General features: G+C 50.9%; 17 protein-coding genes. 11 read left to right on the top strand and 6 right to left on the bottom strand.

All coding sequences use genetic code 11. From position 1 onward, the window contains the following. Positions 1–22 precede the first annotated feature (22 nt). The 4 genes from clpX to bolA form a co-directional block, all read right to left on the bottom strand. A complete protein-coding gene (clpX, locus tag OGX95_RS04830; protein WP_040232704.1) occupies positions 23–1,297 on the bottom strand; it encodes an ATP-dependent protease ATP-binding subunit ClpX in 1,275 nt (424 codons plus the stop codon). A 126-nt stretch (positions 1,298–1,423) separates the two neighbouring features. After that, the gene (gene clpP, locus OGX95_RS04835; protein WP_003021624.1) at positions 1,424–2,047 is read right to left on the bottom strand and encodes an ATP-dependent Clp endopeptidase proteolytic subunit ClpP; all 624 of its coding nucleotides are present in this window, start codon (positions 2,045–2,047) and stop codon (positions 1,424–1,426) included. A 247-nt stretch (positions 2,048–2,294) separates the two neighbouring features. Then, entirely contained in the window at positions 2,295–3,593 is a 1,299-nt protein-coding gene (gene tig, locus OGX95_RS04840) for a trigger factor (RefSeq protein WP_137384629.1), read from the bottom strand. Positions 3,594–3,938: 345 nt separating this feature from the next. Beyond that, on the bottom strand, positions 3,939–4,256 hold the full coding sequence (gene bolA, locus OGX95_RS04845) for a transcriptional regulator BolA (RefSeq protein WP_040232707.1): 318 nt from the start codon (positions 4,254–4,256) through the stop codon (positions 3,939–3,941). A gap of 306 nt (positions 4,257–4,562) precedes the next feature. Between bolA and OGX95_RS04850 the strand changes: the two genes are divergently transcribed. The 8 genes from OGX95_RS04850 (at position 4,563) to OGX95_RS04885 (ending at position 13,430) form a co-directional block, all read left to right on the top strand. After that, positions 4,563–5,141, top strand: coding sequence for a lipoprotein (locus OGX95_RS04850; protein WP_005125164.1), 579 nt, complete (start codon positions 4,563–4,565; stop codon positions 5,139–5,141). 47 nt (positions 5,142–5,188) lie between these two features. Next, positions 5,189–6,664 carry a muropeptide MFS transporter AmpG gene (gene ampG / locus OGX95_RS04855; RefSeq protein WP_286628696.1) on the top strand — a complete coding sequence of 492 codons (1,476 nt, stop codon included), beginning with the start codon at positions 5,189–5,191 and terminating at the stop codon, positions 6,662–6,664. 459 nt (positions 6,665–7,123) lie between these two features. Continuing rightward, positions 7,124–8,071, top strand: a complete 948-nt coding sequence (cyoA, locus tag OGX95_RS04860; protein WP_271441079.1) for a cytochrome o ubiquinol oxidase subunit II — start codon at positions 7,124–7,126, stop codon at positions 8,069–8,071. Positions 8,072–8,090: 19 nt separating this feature from the next. After that, positions 8,091–10,082: a cytochrome o ubiquinol oxidase subunit I gene (cyoB, locus tag OGX95_RS04865; RefSeq protein ID WP_003021610.1), complete on the top strand. Its 1,992-nt coding sequence runs from the start codon at positions 8,091–8,093 to the stop codon at positions 10,080–10,082. Then, complete coding sequence (locus OGX95_RS04870; RefSeq protein WP_045440539.1) at positions 10,072–10,686, top strand: cytochrome o ubiquinol oxidase subunit III; 615 nt, start codon at positions 10,072–10,074, stop codon at positions 10,684–10,686. Before cyoB ends, OGX95_RS04870 begins: the two co-directional genes overlap by 11 nt. Next, positions 10,686–11,015 carry a cytochrome o ubiquinol oxidase subunit IV gene (locus OGX95_RS04875; RefSeq protein ID WP_003021607.1) on the top strand — a complete coding sequence of 110 codons (330 nt, stop codon included), beginning with the start codon at positions 10,686–10,688 and terminating at the stop codon, positions 11,013–11,015. Before OGX95_RS04870 ends, OGX95_RS04875 begins: the two co-directional genes overlap by 1 nt. A gap of 11 nt (positions 11,016–11,026) precedes the next feature. Beyond that, entirely contained in the window at positions 11,027–11,917 is an 891-nt protein-coding gene (gene cyoE / locus OGX95_RS04880; RefSeq protein WP_137378452.1) for a heme o synthase, read from the top strand. A 148-nt stretch (positions 11,918–12,065) separates the two neighbouring features. After that, a complete protein-coding gene (locus tag OGX95_RS04885) occupies positions 12,066–13,430 on the top strand; it encodes an MFS transporter (RefSeq protein ID WP_286628504.1) in 1,365 nt (454 codons plus the stop codon). Between the two features lie 45 nt (positions 13,431–13,475). On the opposite strand, the gene OGX95_RS04890 is transcribed toward OGX95_RS04885, so the two are convergent. Beyond that, positions 13,476–13,967 carry a YajQ family cyclic di-GMP-binding protein gene (locus OGX95_RS04890; RefSeq protein ID WP_003831002.1) on the bottom strand — a complete coding sequence of 164 codons (492 nt, stop codon included), beginning with the start codon at positions 13,965–13,967 and terminating at the stop codon, positions 13,476–13,478. Positions 13,968–14,141: 174 nt separating this feature from the next. Here OGX95_RS04890 and panE point away from each other — a divergent pair, with 174 nt between their 5' ends. Genes panE through OGX95_RS04905 form a run of 3 tightly spaced genes read left to right on the top strand, consistent with a single transcriptional unit; the run spans position 14,142 to position 16,721 of the window. Then, the gene (gene panE / locus OGX95_RS04895; protein ID WP_286628505.1) at positions 14,142–15,053 is read left to right on the top strand and encodes a 2-dehydropantoate 2-reductase; all 912 of its coding nucleotides are present in this window, start codon (positions 14,142–14,144) and stop codon (positions 15,051–15,053) included. Next, entirely contained in the window at positions 15,016–15,606 is a 591-nt protein-coding gene (yajL, locus tag OGX95_RS04900; RefSeq protein ID WP_286628506.1) for a protein deglycase YajL, read from the top strand. The genes panE and yajL overlap by 38 nt, the downstream gene beginning before the upstream one ends. Before the next feature lie 32 nt (positions 15,607–15,638). Further along, complete coding sequence (locus tag OGX95_RS04905) at positions 15,639–16,721, top strand: hypothetical protein (protein WP_353655418.1); 1,083 nt, start codon at positions 15,639–15,641, stop codon at positions 16,719–16,721. Between the two features lie 85 nt (positions 16,722–16,806). Here OGX95_RS04905 and OGX95_RS04910 read toward each other — a convergent pair whose 3' ends face one another. Continuing rightward, entirely contained in the window at positions 16,807–17,595 is a 789-nt protein-coding gene (locus OGX95_RS04910) for a dimethyl sulfoxide reductase anchor subunit family protein (RefSeq protein ID WP_286628508.1), read from the bottom strand. Between the last annotated feature and the right edge of the window lies 1 nt (position 17,596).

Below are 17,596 nucleotides of genomic sequence, written 5' to 3' on the forward strand. Positions count from 1 at the left end.
AACGTCTGTATGAATTGATGAATTATTCGCCAGATGCCTGCTGTGCTTCCGGCTTACCGTAAATCAGCAACGGCTTGCTCTGACCGCCAATCACAGACTCGTCGATCACCACTTTTTCAACGTCTTCCATAGAAGGCAGATCGTACATGGTGTCCAGCAACGCGGCTTCCACGATAGAACGCAGACCACGCGCACCGGTTTTACGAATCATCGCTTTCCTGGCGATAGCATCCAGCGCTTCCTCGCGGAATTCCAGATCCACACCTTCAAGATTGAACAGCGCCTGATACTGCTTAGTCAGGGCGTTTTTCGGTTCTTTCAGGATCTGGATCAGCGCTTCTTCACTCAGTTCGCTCAGCGTTGCCACAACGGGCAGACGGCCGATGAACTCAGGGATCAAACCAAATTTGATCAGATCTTCTGGTTCAACCTGCGACAGCAGTTCACCTTCGCTGGCCTTATCGGACTGGGCTTTTACCGTCGCGCCAAAACCAATGCCGGAGCCGGTTTCAACACGGTTAGCAATCACCTTATCCAGACCGGCAAACGCACCACCACAGATAAACAGAATCTTGGAGGTATCAACCTGCAAGAACTCCTGCTGCGGATGTTTGCGTCCACCCTGTGGCGGAACGGCAGCAACCGTACCTTCGATCAGTTTCAACAGCGCCTGCTGTACGCCTTCACCGGAAACGTCACGCGTAATAGACGGATTGTCTGATTTACGCGAAATCTTGTCGATCTCATCGATATAGACGATACCGCGCTGCGCTTTCTGCACGTCGTAATCGCACTTCTGCAACAGCTTCTGAATAATATTTTCAACATCTTCACCCACATAACCGGCTTCGGTCAGGGTGGTGGCATCGGCCATTGTGAACGGAACGTCCAGCAGACGTGCCAGCGTTTCAGCCAACAGCGTTTTACCAGAACCCGTCGGACCAATTAGCAGGATGTTACTTTTGCCCAACTCGACGCCATTGCTGGTGTCGCCGTTGCGCAGACGTTTGTAATGGTTGTATACCGCGACCGCCAGCACTTTCTTCGCCTGTTCCTGGCCAATAACGTAATCGTCCAGGTGGTTGCGAATTTCATGTGGCGTCGGCAGCGCACTGCGTTCACGGTGCGGTGCTACTTCCTTAATCTCTTCGCGAATGATGTCGTTACATAAATCAACACATTCGTCGCAGATATACACGGATGGTCCGGCAATCAGCTTACGCACTTCATGCTGGCTTTTGCCGCAAAAAGAGCAGTACAACAATTTGCCCGAGCCATCTTTGCGTTTATCTGTCATGGGTCAAAACCTCTTCTTTGTTCTTTGTGCCGCACACGACGACGCAAATGCCATTCTCAGGCGCAAGACGCTAGTCAGCGTTGTGCCGCTCCAGGTAATTATAGCGGCACACCTGCGCCCTGGGCATTAATTACGATGGGTCAAAATCGAGTCGACCAGACCGTACTCCACCGCTTCAGAAGCGGAGAGGAAGCGATCGCGCTCGGTATCACGTTCAATCTGCTCGAGAGATTGACCCGTATGATGCGCCATAAGTTCGTTCATGCGCCCTTTTACCTTCAGGATTTCACGGGCATGAATTTCAATATCCGTTGCCTGACCCTGGTAACCGCCCAGAGGCTGGTGGATCATGACGCGAGAGTTAGGCAGGCAAAAACGTTTACCTTTCGCCCCGGCAGTCAGCAGAAACGCGCCCATTGAGGCCGCCTGGCCCATACAAATGGTGCTAACGTCCGGCTTAATAAACTGCATGGTGTCATAGATAGACATCCCTGCAGTAATCACGCCACCAGGGGAGTTAATATACAGGTAGATATCTTTTTCCGGGTTTTCTGCTTCCAGGAACAGCATCTGCGCCACAATCAGGTTAGCCATATGGTCTTCGACCTGGCCGGTCAGAAAAATGACGCGTTCCTTAAGTAGACGAGAATAGATATCAAAAGAGCGCTCACCACGCGAGGTCTGTTCAATGACCATCGGCACCAGCGCCATATGGGGTGCAAAGTTATCTCGTTCGCCGCTGTATGACATTTCCGTCTCCTGGATAAAATTTGAAAAAACCTGCTGTGCTGATTGTAACCTTATGGACGGATTATCAGCTAGTCCCTCTGTAATGGGTACGACATCGCCATAATTCAAGCATAACAATCTTTTGTTGTAACGCTAACACTGAAACGCTGTTTTCGCACCCTTCCCATGCAAAATGCGTGACAAAAAAAAACCCGCCACCAGAAGGTGACGGGTTTATGTGCGAATTTCGTGCTATAAAAGCAACGAATTACGCCTGCTGGTTCATCAGTTCGTTGAAAGTAGTGGCTTTTTCAGTCACTTTAGCTTTCGCCAGAACCGCTTCAACAGCCTGTTCTTCCAGAGCGACGTTACGCATGTTGTCCATCAGCTCTTTGTTTTTGCTGTAGAACTCAACAACTTCTTTCGGATCTTCGTAAGCAGAAGCCATTTCTTCGATCAGGCCTTTTACGCGATCTTCGTCAGCTTTCAGTTCGTTGGTACGAATCACTTCGCCCAGCAGCAGACCAACAACTACGCGACGCTTAGCCTGTTCTTCGAACAGTTCACGCGGCAGTTCCAGAGCTTGCTTCTCGTTGCCACCGAAACGCTGTGCAGCCTGACGACGCAGAACGTCGATTTCGCTGTCGATCAGTGCAGCAGGAACGTCGATGTCGTTGGCTTTAACCAGACCTTCGATCGCCTGAGACTTAACGCGGTTACGTACAGCGCCTTTCAGCTCACGTTCCATGTTTTTACGCACTTCTGCGCGCAGACCTGCTACGGAACCATCTTCAACGCCAAAACGTTTGATGAATTCTTCGGTCAGTTCCGGCAGTTCACGTTCTTCAACTTTCTTCAGGTTGATAACGAATTTAGCGGCTTTACCTTTCAGGTTTTCAGCGTGGTACTCTTCCGGGAAGGTCACGTCGATGGTGAACTCTTCGCCAGCTTTGTGGCCTTTAACGCCTTCTTCAAAGCCCGGGATCATACGACCCTGGCCCATCGCCAGTACGAAGTCAGACGCTTTGCCGCCTTCGAACTCTTCGCCGTCTACAGAACCGGTAAAGTCGATGGTGACACGGTCTTCTGCGTCAGCAGCGCCGTCTTTGTCTTTCCAGGTAGCCTGCTGCTTACGCAGGGTATCCAGCATAACATCAACGTCAGCGTCGGTAACTTCAACAACCGGTTTTTCAACTTCGATTGCATCCAGACCGGTCAGCTCAACTTCCGGGTAAACTTCGAACTCTACCGCGTAAGTGAAATCTTCACCCAGTTTGTATTCGCCCGGAACGTAGTTCGGTGCGCCAGCCGGATTAATTTTTTCTTTGATGATGGCATCAACGAAGTTACGGCTCATCAGGTCACCCAGAACGTCCTGGCGAACAGAAGCGCCATAACGCTGAGCAACGACATTCATCGGTACTTTTCCTTTGCGGAAACCGTCAATACGCACTTTCTTCGCTACGTTGACCAGCTCGCTTTTCACAGCGGTCTCGATGCTGTCAGCAGCGATAGTAATCGTTACACGGCGGCCAAGGCCTTGAGTGGTTTCAACTGAAACTTGCATCTTGTTACCTCAAAAAATCACAGTGCTCGGTCAACTCTTCTCCGCAAGCACAGGTTGTTGGCTTCGCGGAACTGGGATGTTCTCATAATCAATCACATTCCCTGTCGTCAGAATCATCCCGAAGACATTCCGAAAAATAAGACGCGCATTATAGCGGCATCACTTTTATGAGTCGAGAACGGTTATCGCGCGTTGCTGCGGCTTTTTTCACAATTCCCGGCTAATTTTTGTCTGAATACTGGACGACCTACTCAGAATTCAGACAAAACAAAACGGCCCGCAGGCCGTTTTCACATAATCTGTAGCAACATACTGGAAAAGCGCCGGTTGTTGCAAATCCGTTTTTTAGGCGATGCTTCCCGCCCCACGACATGGAGGTGATGCAAAAATGGTGTCCTGCAACGCCTCCCACTCCTTAATGGTGTAGGTATGCAGGGCCAGAGCATGTACGGTTGTGGAAAGCTCCGCCGTTAACGTGCTGTAAATCATCCGATGACGATTAAGAAAACGTTCACCTGTAAAGCGATCGCTGACCAGCACAACCTTAAAGTGGCTTTCAGAACCTGCCGGGACATTGTGACGATAGCTTTCATCCACAACTTCGAGGAACACGGGTTGGAACGCTGCCCTTAATTTTTCTTCTATTTGCTCACGAATCATCATGAAATTTTTCCTCCGACAACGCTGAGATGTCACCCATCCCTTTAAATATTAGCCGCTTTTACCGTTTTCATTACACCTTAGCAACAAAAAATTAGCGCTTGTCTGATTTTCTCACCCAAACGAATGAAGTTCACTGATTCTTGTGTTCGCGTTATTGCAAAAAGGCCATTTATGGTCTCTACAACATCATCAAACGGACAACATGATGAATTTACATGCGTTACCCACTTCCCCTCATCGTTGGCGATGTTATGATGGCGGGAATTTTCTCTAACCATACAATTTAGATTCGCTGAGAGCCCTGGCATGTTTAAAAAAATCCTCTTCCCTTTAGTCGCGTTGTTTATGTTGGCTGGCTGCGCAACTCCGCCCACTACCATCAACGTATCGCCGAAAATTACCCTGCCACAGCAGGATCCGAGTCTGATGGGAGTGACTGTCAGCATCAACGGCGCCGACCAGCGTCAGGATCAGGCGCTGGCAAAAGTGACCCGCGACAATCAACTGGTTACTCTGACTGCGTCTCGCGATCTGCGCTTCCTGCTGCAAGAAGTGCTGGAAAAGCAGATGACTGCACGCGGTTATATGGTGGGTCCAAACGGTGCAGTTAACCTGCAAATCATCGTAAGCCAGCTGTATGCTGACGTGTCTCAGGGTAGCGTGCGCTATAACATCGCAACCAAAGCAGACATCGCCATTATTGCAACGGCTGCCAACGGCAACAAGATGACCAAAAACTACCGTGCCAGCTACTCTGTTGAAGGCGCATTCCAGGCCTCTAACAAAAATATTGCTGATGCCGTTAACAGCGTCCTGACCGACACCATCGCTGATATGTCCCAGGACACCAGCGTTCACGATTTCATCAAGCAGAACGCTCGCTAATTTAAGCCTCCTGACCCGGCATTTCGCCGGGTCAGCTTTTAATGCCCATGTCCAATCACTATTTACGTATTTTTCAGCAACCAAAATCAGCGATTCTGCTGATGTTAGGTTTTGCTTCCGGTTTACCGCTCGCCCTGACCTCCGGTACGCTTCAGGCGTGGATGACGGTCGAAAACATCGATCTGAAAACTATCGGTTTCTTTTCTCTGGTCGGCCAGGCCTACGTCTTTAAGTTTCTCTGGTCCCCGGTGATGGACCGCTACACGCCACCGTTTTTAGGTCGTCGTCGCGGTTGGCTGTTGACGACCCAGGTGATGCTTCTTATTTCCATCGCCGCGATGGGTTTTCTGGAATCAGGAACGCAGTTACGCTGGATGGCGGCACTCGCAGTGGTGATCGCATTTTGTTCCGCGTCGCAGGATATTGTTTTTGACGCCTGGAAAACAGACGTTTTACCGGCAGAAGAACGTGGTACCGGTGCAGCAATCAGCGTACTGGGTTACCGCCTGGGGATGCTGGTTTCCGGTGGTCTGGCACTGTGGATGGCCGACCGCTGGCTCGGCTGGCAAGGTATGTACTGGCTGATGGCGGCACTACTAATTCCCTGCATTATCGCCACCCTGTTAGCGCCCGAACCCACTGACACCATTCCGGTGCCCAAAACACTGGAACAAGCGGTTGCTGCGCCACTGCGTGACTTTTTTGGCCGTAACAACGCCTGGCTGATTTTGCTGCTCATTGTGCTGTATAAGCTTGGTGATGCTTTCGCCATGAGCCTGACCACGACGTTTTTAATCCGCGGCGTCGGGTTTGATGCCGGTGAAGTCGGCGTCGTTAATAAAACGCTGGGACTGCTGGCGACAATAGTCGGTGCGCTGTACGGCGGGATCCTGATGCAGCGCCTTTCGCTGTTTCGCGCGTTACTCATTTTCGGCATTCTGCAGGGCGTATCGAACGCCGGATACTGGCTGCTTTCTATTACAGACAAGCACATGTTCAGTATGGCGGCAGCGGTTTTCTTCGAAAACCTGTGCGGCGGAATGGGTACTGCGGCGTTTGTCGCCTTATTAATGACGCTGTGTAATAAATCGTTCTCCGCAACCCAGTTTGCCCTACTCTCTGCCCTTTCGGCTGTTGGCCGCGTCTATGTGGGCCCAGTGGCAGGTTGGTTCGTCGAGGCTCACGGTTGGCCAACGTTTTATCTGTTTTCCGTGTTTGCCGCGATCCCTGGACTCCTGCTGCTGCTGGTTTGTCGCCAGACGCTGGAACATAGCTGGCAAAATGAGAGTTTTATTCCACGCACAGAGTTTCGTGGTGCGTACAATCTGGCTTTGATAACGTTAGTGGCAGGCTGCTGTTTGCTGGCTGTCTGGCTGCTACTTCTGACGATGAACGCCCTCGATTACACCAACTTCTCTTTCCTGGCGGGGCTGCTTGAAGTGGCCGTCGTGGTCGCCGTCTGCGGTGTGGTATTCGGTGGACTGCTGGATTATTTGGCACTACGCAAAACTCGTCTGCCGTAATCTGACCGGTTTATTTGGCCGTTGTAATCACCCTGCGTAATTATAACGGCTAAATAAAAAGCAGTTAATAAAAATATAATTTGTTGTTTTGTGCGCCATAGAATTTGGAAATTATTGACTCCTTTTATAAATTCTATTTTCCTTACTCGATTCAGCCGAATCAGATTTATTTTTTGTTCGCTATTTGTCTTTTTATTGATAATCAATTGTTAAACAATTGTTTTATTTTCGTATTGGTTATACCAATTGCCCTCAACACCTCCCCTGCTCGCCCGCTTTCGTTATAACGTGATGTTGCAACAGGTTCTTAAAGCCGAGGCGACATATATTGCAACATATGTGACATGCACGGCAGAACCCGGTAACACAGATCCAATGATGTTTACAGTAATGTAACCTTCCCGTAAAATGCCCTCACACTTTAAACGCCACCCGGTCCCGTGGAATTGAGGTCGTTAAATGAGACTCAGGAAATACAATAAAAGTTTGGGATGGTTGTCATTAATTGCAGGCACTGCATTACTCAGTGGTTGTAATTCTGCGCTGCTTGACCCTAAAGGACAGATTGGACTGGAGCAACGGTCATTGATACTGACGGCATTTGGCCTGATGTTGATTGTCGTTATTCCTGCCATCTTGATGGCTGTTGGTTTTGCCTGGAAGTATCGTGCAAGCAATAAAGATGCGAAGTACAGCCCGAACTGGTCACACTCCAATAAAGTGGAAGCTGTGGTCTGGACGGTGCCTATCTTAATCATTATTTTCCTTGCCGTTCTGACCTGGAAAACCACTCACGCTCTTGAACCAAGCAAACCGCTGGCGCATGACGAGAAGCCCATTACCATCGAAGTGGTTTCCATGGACTGGAAATGGTTCTTCATCTATCCGGAACAAGGTATCGCTACCGTGAATGAAATCGCCTTCCCGGCGAATACTCCGGTTGAATTCAAAGTGACATCCAACTCCGTGATGAACTCCTTCTTTATCCCGCGTCTGGGTAGCCAGATTTATGCCATGGCCGGTATGCAGACTCGACTGCATCTGATCGCCAACGAAGTCGGTACTTATGATGGTATCTCCGCAAGTTATAGCGGACCCGGCTTCTCCGGTATGAAGTTCAAGGCTATCGCAACAAAGGACCGCGCCGAATTCGACCAATGGGTTGCTAAAGCGAAACAGTCCACGAACACCATGAGCGACATGGCTGCGTTCGAGAAAGTGGCTGCGCCAAGCGAATACAACCAGGTGGAATACTTCTCCAACGTGAAACCCGATTTGTTTAAAGACGTTATTAACAAATTTATGGCTCACGGTAAGAGCATGGACATGACCCAACCCGAAGGTGAGCACAACGCACACGAAGGCATGGAAGGCATGGACATGAGCCACGCGGAATCCGCTCACTAAGGGGCCGAGGAAGAATACGATGTTCGGAAAATTGACGCTGGATGCAGTGCCGTTCCATGAACCCATTGTCATGGTTACGATCGCTGCCATTATCATCGGTGGTGCGGCCTTACTCGGCCTTATCACTTACTTCGGTAAGTGGACCTACCTGTGGAAAGAATGGTTAACTTCGGTTGACCACAAACGCCTTGGCATCATGTATGTCATCGTCGCAATCGTCATGTTAATTCGTGGCTTTGCCGACGCCATCATGATGCGTAGTCAGCAAGCGCTGGCTTCTGCAGGTGAAGCAGGCTTCCTGCCTCCTCACCACTACGACCAGATCTTCACGGCTCACGGCGTGATCATGATCTTCTTCGTGGCAATGCCATTTGTTATCGGTCTGATGAACCTGGTGGTTCCGCTGCAGATCGGCGCACGTGACGTTGCTTTCCCATTCCTGAACAACCTGAGCTTCTGGTTCACCGTTGTCGGCGTAATCCTGGTTAACCTGTCTCTGGGCGTAGGTGAATTCGCACAGACCGGTTGGCTGGCGTATCCGCCGCTCTCGGGAATAGAGTACAGTCCAAGCGTCGGGGTCGATTATTGGATATGGGCAGTCCAGTTGTCCGGTATCGGTACAACGCTGACCGGTATCAACTTCTTTGTGACCATCATTAAGATGCGTGCACCAGGTATGACCATGTTCAAGATGCCAGTATTTAGCTGGGCATCTCTGTGCGCCAACATCCTGATTATCGCGTCTTTCCCAATCCTGACGGTTACCGTCGCGTTGCTGACCCTGGATCGCTATCTGGGCACCCATTTCTTTACCAACGATATGGGCGGCAACATGATGATGTACATCAACCTGATTTGGGCCTGGGGCCATCCGGAAGTGTACATTCTGGTTCTGCCGGTCTTCGGTGTGTTCTCCGAAATCGCAGCAACCTTCTCACGTAAACGTCTGTTTGGTTACACCTCTCTGGTGTGGGCAACCGTGTGTATCACCGTTCTGTCGTTCGTTGTTTGGCTGCACCACTTCTTCACCATGGGTGCAGGCGCTAACGTAAACGCCTTCTTCGGTATTACCACCATGATTATCGCCATCCCGACCGGGGTGAAGATCTTCAACTGGCTGTTCACCATGTATCAGGGCCGTATCGTATTCCACTCAGCGATGCTGTGGACGATTGGCTTTATCGTGACCTTCTCAGTCGGCGGTATGACCGGCGTGCTGTTGGCGGTTCCGGGTGCGGACTTCGTACTGCACAACAGTCTGTTCCTGATTGCGCACTTCCATAACGTTATCATCGGCGGCGTCGTATTTGGCTGCTTCGCAGGTATGACCTACTGGTGGCCAAAAGCGTTCGGCTTCACGCTGAACGAAACCTGGGGTAAACGTGCATTCTGGTTCTGGATCATCGGCTTCTTCGTGGCATTTATGCCGCTGTACGTGCTGGGCTTCATGGGTATGACTCGTCGTCTCAGCCAGCAGATTGACCCACAGTTCCATCCAATGCTGGTCGTTGCCGCCTGCGGTGCCGCACTGATTGCACTGGGTATCCTGTGCCAGCTGATTCAGATCTACGTGTCTATTCGTGACCGCGAGCAGAATCGTGACCTGACCGGTGACCCATGGGGTGGTCGTACGCTGGAGTGGGCAACCTCTTCCCCGCCGCCGTTCTATAACTTTGCCGTTGTGCCACACGTCCACGAACGTGATGCCTTCTGGGAAATGAAAGAAAAAGGTGAAGCGTACAAGCAGCCTGCGCACTATGAAGAAATTCATATGCCGAAGAATAGCGGTGCCGGTATCGTCATTACCGCCTTCGCAACACTGTTTGGTTTCGCCATGATCTGGCATATCTGGTGGCTGGCGATTGCAAGCTTCGCAGGCATGATCATCAGCTGGATCGTGAAAAGCTTTGATGAAGACGTGGATTACTACGTGCCGGTACCGGAAGTCGAAAAACTGGAAAACCAGCATTTCGATGAGATTACTAAGGCAGGGCTGAAAAATGGCAACTGATACTTTAACGCACGCGAATGCCCACGCGCACGAACACGGGCACCACGATGCAGGCCAGACCAAAATCTTCGGATTTTGGATCTACCTGATGAGCGACTGCATTCTGTTCTCTATTCTGTTTGCAACCTATGCCGTTCTGGTGAACGGCACCGCAGGTGGCCCAACAGGTAAGGACATTTTTGAACTGCCGTTCGTTCTGGTTGAAACATTCCTGCTGTTATTCAGCTCCATTACTTACGGCATGGCGGCGATCGCCATGTACAAGAACAACAAGAGCCAGGTTATCTCCTGGCTGGCGTTGACCTTCTTGTTTGGTGCCGGATTCATCGGGATGGAACTCTATGAATTCCATCACCTGATTGTTAACGGTATGGGCCCGGATCGCAGCGGCTTCCTGTCTGCGTTCTTCGCGCTGGTCGGCACGCACGGTCTGCACGTCACCTCCGGTCTTATCTGGATGGCGGTGCTGATGGTGCAAGTTGCTCGTCGCGGCCTGACCAGTACTAACCGCACCCGCATCATGTGCCTGAGCCTGTTCTGGCACTTCCTTGATGTGGTGTGGATCTGTGTGTTCACTGTTGTTTATCTGATGGGGGCGATGTAATGAGTCATGCTAACGAGAGCGGCGGCGCATCCCATGGCAGCGTAAAAACCTACATGACAGGTTTTATCCTGTCGATCATCCTGACGGTCATTCCGTTCTGGATGGTCATGACAGGTTCTGCCTCTCCGGCCGTCATTCTGGGAACTATTCTGGCAATGGCAGTGGTACAGATTCTGGTGCACCTGGTGTGCTTCCTGCACATGAATAGTAAATCTGATGAAGGTTGGAACATGACGGCCTTTGTCTTTACTGTGCTAATCATCGCCATCCTGGTTGTGGGCTCCATCTGGATTATGTGGAACCTTAACTACAACATGATGATGCACTAAGAGCGGCGATTATGATGTTTAAGCAATACCTGCAAGTAACGAAACCAGGCATCATCTTTGGCAACCTGATCTCGGTGATTGGGGGGTTCCTGCTGGCCTCTAAGGGCAGTATCGATTATCCCCTGTTTATCTACACGTTGGTTGGGGTGTCACTGGTTGTGGCGTCAGGTTGTGTATTTAACAACTACATCGACAGGGATATCGACAGGAAGATGGAGAGGACCAAAAACCGCGTGTTGGTTAAAGGTCTGATATCACCTGCGGTCTCGCTGGTATACGCCACCTTGCTGGGTATTGCTGGCTTTATGCTGCTGTGGTTTGGCGCAAACCCTCTGGCCTGCTGGCTGGGGGTAATGGGCTTCGTGGTCTATGTGGGCGTTTATAGCCTGTATATGAAGCGCCACTCCGTTTATGGCACGCTGATTGGCTCACTCTCCGGCGCTGCGCCGCCGGTGATTGGCTACTGCGCCGTAACCGGTGAGTTCGATAGCGGTGCGCTGATTCTGCTGGCTATTTTCAGCCTGTGGCAGATGCCGCACTCTTACGCCATTGCGATTTTCCGCTTTAAGGATTATCAGGCTGCCAACATCCCGGTGTTGCCAGTGGTGAAAGGCATTTCGGTCGCAAAAAACCATATCACGCTGTACATCGTGGCGTTTGCTATTGCCACGCTGATGCTAACCCTGGGCGGCTATGCAGGTTATAAGTACCTGATTGTTGCTGCGGCGGTGAGTGTCTGGTGGTTAGGTATGGCGCTGCGCGGTTATAAAGTGGAAGATGACAAAGTCTGGGCGCGCAAGCTGTTCGGGTTCTCCATCATCGCCATTACCGCGCTTTCCGTGATGATGTCCGTCGACTTTATGGTGCCAAACTCGCAGAACCTGCTGACTTACGTCTGGTAAAAATCTGCTCATGCAAAAAGGGTGCTTCGGCACCCTTTTTTTATTCGCATCATAAATACAACACAATGTCATATTTGTTAAATAACCATGTATTTACCCTGCCTGCATACCGCTTTACACTAGGCGCGAAATTAATACAGAGGTGGGAATGAACGATTACAAAATGACGCCCGGTGAGTTGCGCGCCACCTGGGGTTTAGGGACCGTATTCTCGTTGCGCATGCTTGGCATGTTTATGGTCCTGCCAGTTCTGACCACATACGGCATGGCGCTACAGGGCGCAAGCGAAGCGCTGATAGGCCTTGCCATCGGCATTTATGGCCTGGCACAGGCCATCTTTCAAATCCCCTTTGGCCTGCTCTCTGACCGCATCGGTCGTAAGCCGCTTATCGTTGGCGGACTGGCGGTATTCGTTCTCGGCAGCGTGATTGCCGCCCTCTCCGATTCAATCTGGGGAATTATTCTTGGCCGGGCTCTGCAAGGCTCTGGCGCGATTGCCGCTGCCGTAATGGCGCTGCTTTCCGACTTAACCCGTGAGCAAAACCGCACCAAAGCGATGGCCTTTATCGGCGTCAGCTTTGGTATCACCTTTGCTATTGCGATGGTGCTGGGGCCAATCGTCACCCATGCGCTGGGGTTGCATGCGCTGTTCTGGATGATTGCCGCGCTTGCCACCACTGGTATTGTGCTGACCATTTGGGTCGTTCCCAATAGCACCAACCACGTGCTGAACCGCGAGTCGGGCATGGTAAAAGACAGCTTCAGCAAAGTGCTGGCGGAGCCCAAACTGCTGAAACTCAATGTTGGCATCATGTGTCTGCACATTTTACTGATGTCCACCTTCGTCGCCTTACCGGGACAACTGGCGAAAGCAGGCTTCCCCGCCGCCGAACACTGGAAAATTTATCTGGTGACGATGCTACTGTCTTTTGTTTCTGTCGTGCCGTTCATCATTTACGCCGAAGTGAAGCGCCGGATGAAACGCGTGTTCCTCGCCTGCGTGTTACTGATTCTTATTGCAGAGATTGTATTGTGGGCCGCTAACATTCGTTTCTGGGGGCTGATTGCGGGCGTGCAGATATTCTTCCTCGCCTTTAACCTGATGGAAGCCCTCCTCCCCTCGCTTATCAGTAAAGAGTCTCCGGCTGGCTATAAAGGCACGGCGATGGGCGTTTACTCCACCAGCCAGTTTCTTGGCGTGGCGATTGGCGGTTCGCTGGGCGGTTGGGTGGTCGAAATGTTTGACGGTCAGGCGGTATTCCTGGCTGGCGCGCTTCTGGCAGCAGTATGGTTATTGGTGGCAAGTACAATGAAAGAGCCGCCGTATGTCAGCAGCCTGCGCGTGGAAATCCCACCTGAGATTGCTGCGGATGACACCCTGAAACAGCGTCTGCTGGCAAAAGAAGGCGTGAGTGAGGTATTAATTGTGGCAAAAGAGCATTCAGCCTACGTGAAAATCGACAGCAAAGTGACCAACCGATATGAAATTGAGCAGGCGATAAGCCAGGCGTGATGATGAGATTGTCAGATGGCGGTTTGCGCCATCTGACATAACGACTTAGTCGCGGAAGTTTTTGAACTGGAACGGCTGGCCGAGATCGCCACCGCGAACCAGCGCCATAACGGATTGCAGATCGTCACGCGCCTTACCGGTTACACGAATTTCTTCGCCCTGAATCTGCGCCTGCACCTTCAGTTTGCTGTCTTTGATCAGCTTGACGATTTTCTTCTGCACAGCGCTTTCAATACCTTGCTTCAGCTTAGCTTCGACAAACCAGGTTTTACCGCTGTGCACAAAAGTTTCTGGTACATCCAGCGACGTGCCTTCAATACCACGTTTCAGCAGTTTGGCACGCAAAATATCCAGCAACTGATTAACCTGGAAATCAGACTCGCTCAGCACCTTAATCGTCTTATTTGACTCGTTCAGCTCAAAGGTGGCCTCAACGCCACGAAAATCGAAGCGTGACTCCACTTCGCGGCTGGCATTATCGACCGCGTTACGGGCTTCCTGAAGATCAACTTCAGAAACAATATCGAAAGATGGCATCTTTTCCTCTCCCTTCATTTTTGATGCGAAGCATAATACCTGCAAAGTTACTCAACAGACAGCGCTATACTAGGCTGTATCCTTTAATTGTACGTGGTACTGATAGCTGCGAACAATAATGGGATGTAGCGGATATGGATTAACACCTGGTGCTGTTGCAGGTGAGGAGGAAGAATGAGAATTACCGTACTGGGATGCGGAGCGTTAGGACAGCTGTGGCTTACAGCGCTGTGCAAACATGGGCATGAGGTGCAAGGGTGGCTACGCGTGCCGCAACCTTATTGCAGCGTGAACCTGATTGACACGGATGGATCCGTTTTTAATGAATCCCTGACGGCAAACGACCCCGATTTTTTGGCGAAAAGCGATCTGCTGCTGGTGACACTAAAAGCCTGGCAGGTTTCTGACGCAGTCAAAAGCCTGGCCGCTATTCTGCCTGAAACCACACCCATTCTGTTAATTCACAACGGTATGGGGACAATTGAAGAACTGCGTAGCATTCGGCAACCCCTGTTGATGGGTACGACCACTCACGCGGCACGCCGTGACGGGAACGTCATTATTCATGTCGCCCAGGGCACAACACGTATTGGCCCGGCACGTGAACAAGATGGTGATTTCAGCTATCTGGCTGAAATTCTGCAAGATGTCCTGCCCGATGTCGCCTGGCACAACACTATTCGCGCGGAGCTGTGGCGCAAGCTGGCTGTGAACTGTGTCATTAACCCACTCACCGCACTCTGGAACTGTCCCAACGGCGAACTGCGTCAGCATCCAGAAAAAATAGCATTGATATGCGAGGAAGTGGCGGCGGTCATCGAGCGCGAAGGTCACCACACATCAGCGGATGATTTACGTTATTATGTCGAGCAAGTGATTGACAGCACAGCGGAAAATATCTCATCAATGCTGCAGGACATTCGTGCCTTGCGTCATACTGAGATCGACTACATTACCGGTTATTTGTTAAAACGCGCACGTGCGCACGGCATCGCCGTCCCGGAAAATGCCCGCCTGTTTGAAATGGTAAAGCGAAAGGAGAGTGAGTATGAGCGCTCAGGCACTGGTTTGCCTCGCCCCTGGTAGTGAAGAGACCGAAGCGGTCACCACTATCGATCTGCTGGTTCGTGGCGGCATTAAGGTCACGACCGCAAGCGTCGCCAGCGATGGCAACCTGACGATTGTCTGTTCGCGTGGCGTGAAGTTACTGGCTGATGCGCCCCTGGTCGAAGTTGCGGACGGTGATTTCGACATTATCGTGTTGCCTGGTGGCATTAAAGGCGCTGAATGTTTTCGTGACAGCCCGTTGCTTATCGAAACAGTGAAGCAATTCCATCGCTCCGGACGCATTGTCGCCGCGATTTGTGCCGCTGCCGCCACCGTGCTCGTCCCGCACGATATTTTCCCCATCGGTAATATGACCGGTTTCCCCGCGCTGAAAGAGAAGATTCCAGCCGAACAGTGGCAGGACAAGCGCGTCGTATGGGATCCGCGCGTTAACCTGTTAACCAGCCAGGGACCGGGCACCGCCATCGATTTTGGTTTAAAAATCATCGATCTGCTGGTGAGTCGCGAAAAAGCCCATGAGGTGGCATCACAACTGGTGATGGCTGCGGGAATTTATAACTACTACGAGTAAATCTTCAGGCCACTTCCTTACAAGGAAATATGATGAAAGGATATCTGAGCGGAGTGGCTTTACTGCTCCTTTCCGGCTACACCGCAGCAACCCAGCTTGAAATAAAGAACATTGAGTACCGCTATCCCAACAGCACTGAGATGCAGTATCGCCTGCCGTGGTTTAGCTCGGCGGATAACCCGACAGTCGCTAAACGCATTAATGATTATATTTTCGCTAGCTTTATCAACCAGCTACCGGGTAATAATCCGCAGGCTACAGTGAATCAGTTTGCGAAATCAGAGAGGAATCCCACCGCAAACCTTGACTACACGGTTGAGTATCGCGACGCCAAGGTTCTGACCCTGAATATGTTTGTCGAAGGCTGCGGGGCGTATTGCGAGTCGTACAATGTACCGCTGAGCTTCGATTTAGCCAACGGCGCCGCTATTACCCTTAACGATCTGTTTTCCCGCGCCACGATGGCCGAATTAAACACCCGCATCAGAAAAGATATCCGTGGCCAAATCGATGCCTTCGTTGCGGCGCATAAATCACAGACGCCCGAGCAAATAAAAGAAGAAAAAGGTGAGGATTTTGACTATGCCGATTTCTACGCTTCATGCGCTACCTACACTGAAGGGTTGTACTACATCGACAAATTCTCCCTGCAAAAAGACCACCTGGCTTTTCTGAACGGACGCTGTAGCAACCACGCCAGTCGTGCGCTCGACGATCTGGGCGATTTCACCACGAAAATACCTACCGCAGAACTGCATAATCAGTTCACGCCGTACGGCCACTATCTGACTGGCGCAAAGAGTACAACACCGGTTGAGCCAGCGCCCGGCATTGACGGCAAGGTGATGTACGGCACACTGGGAAAAAGCATGCGTATTGTGCTGAAGGTGGACTGCAAATACGGTGATTCTTTTGAAGGGGCTTACTTTTACCAGAAATTTGGCGCACCGATTGAATTAACCGGCAAGTGCGACGTTGAAAACAATCAACATTATGAACTGAAGACATCTGCCGCTGAACAAACGCAAGAGAAGATAACGCTGGATTTAAAAGACGGGGTTTATCAGGGCGTCTGGGAATCGAACGGGAAAACGCTCCCCGTGCGTTTTGAATAATATCGTTATATTGCCGGATGGCGGCATAGTTCTTCGCCATCCGGCGTGCAACACACTGGGTTTGAAGAGGGAAAAATATCCCCACTTAGAACCATGGCGCTCCGCTCATGACATTACTGTAAAACAGCATTCTTCCCGCCAGTTCGCCAGTCAAAATAACAGCCCCCCAAACGTAAGCGCTCACCCCAACATTCCGGCGAGAAATGCACCATACCGCAACGCCAATACTGGCAAATAGCTGCCACCAGAACAGAGGACTTGAGGCATCAGATCCTGGAACCTGAAAGCGAATCCACAACGCACCTGCGCTTAACAGAATTCCGATGATGGCCCCAGCTTTGCATAAGGTCGAGGATGAGTTATGCCAGTAACCAAATGCCGCGGCCACACTTATAAAACCGAGCAAAATAGCCGTTGCCAAAAAGCCGACCGGTGTGGCAATCGAAGACCAGAGCGGATGCAGCGTCATCTGATAATAAACCTGAGAAGTCACCAAAATTGACGCCAGCCCAATAAGCGCCGTCATCCCCCCCAGAGGGTTAACAGCCCAATGCTGAGGCTTAAACCAACATAACCCCATCCAACAAAATATCATTGTATTCAGCGCAATAAACATAACCACTTCCCTGCTAAGCCAGGATATTCCCAACCCTGCCAGTGCACGGTATGCTCCGGTGGGTGTTCCCAGATGCGCCAGAGATGCTAATGACCCCAACACTGTGATGCTCCAAAAAAGCAATGCCAACATACGATACTGGTTTGCACTGAATTTAGTTGTACTGAAACTCTGACACAGCGTAAGCGCCAATACCCCGCCAACCCCCCATTGCGCAAAGACCGTGAAAAAAACGAGTGGTAGTTCATAATGTTCCATT

The organism is Citrobacter sp. Cu233 (assembly GCF_030332225.1).
In the GTDB taxonomy this organism is placed as follows: Bacteria; Pseudomonadota; Gammaproteobacteria; order Enterobacterales; family Enterobacteriaceae; genus Citrobacter.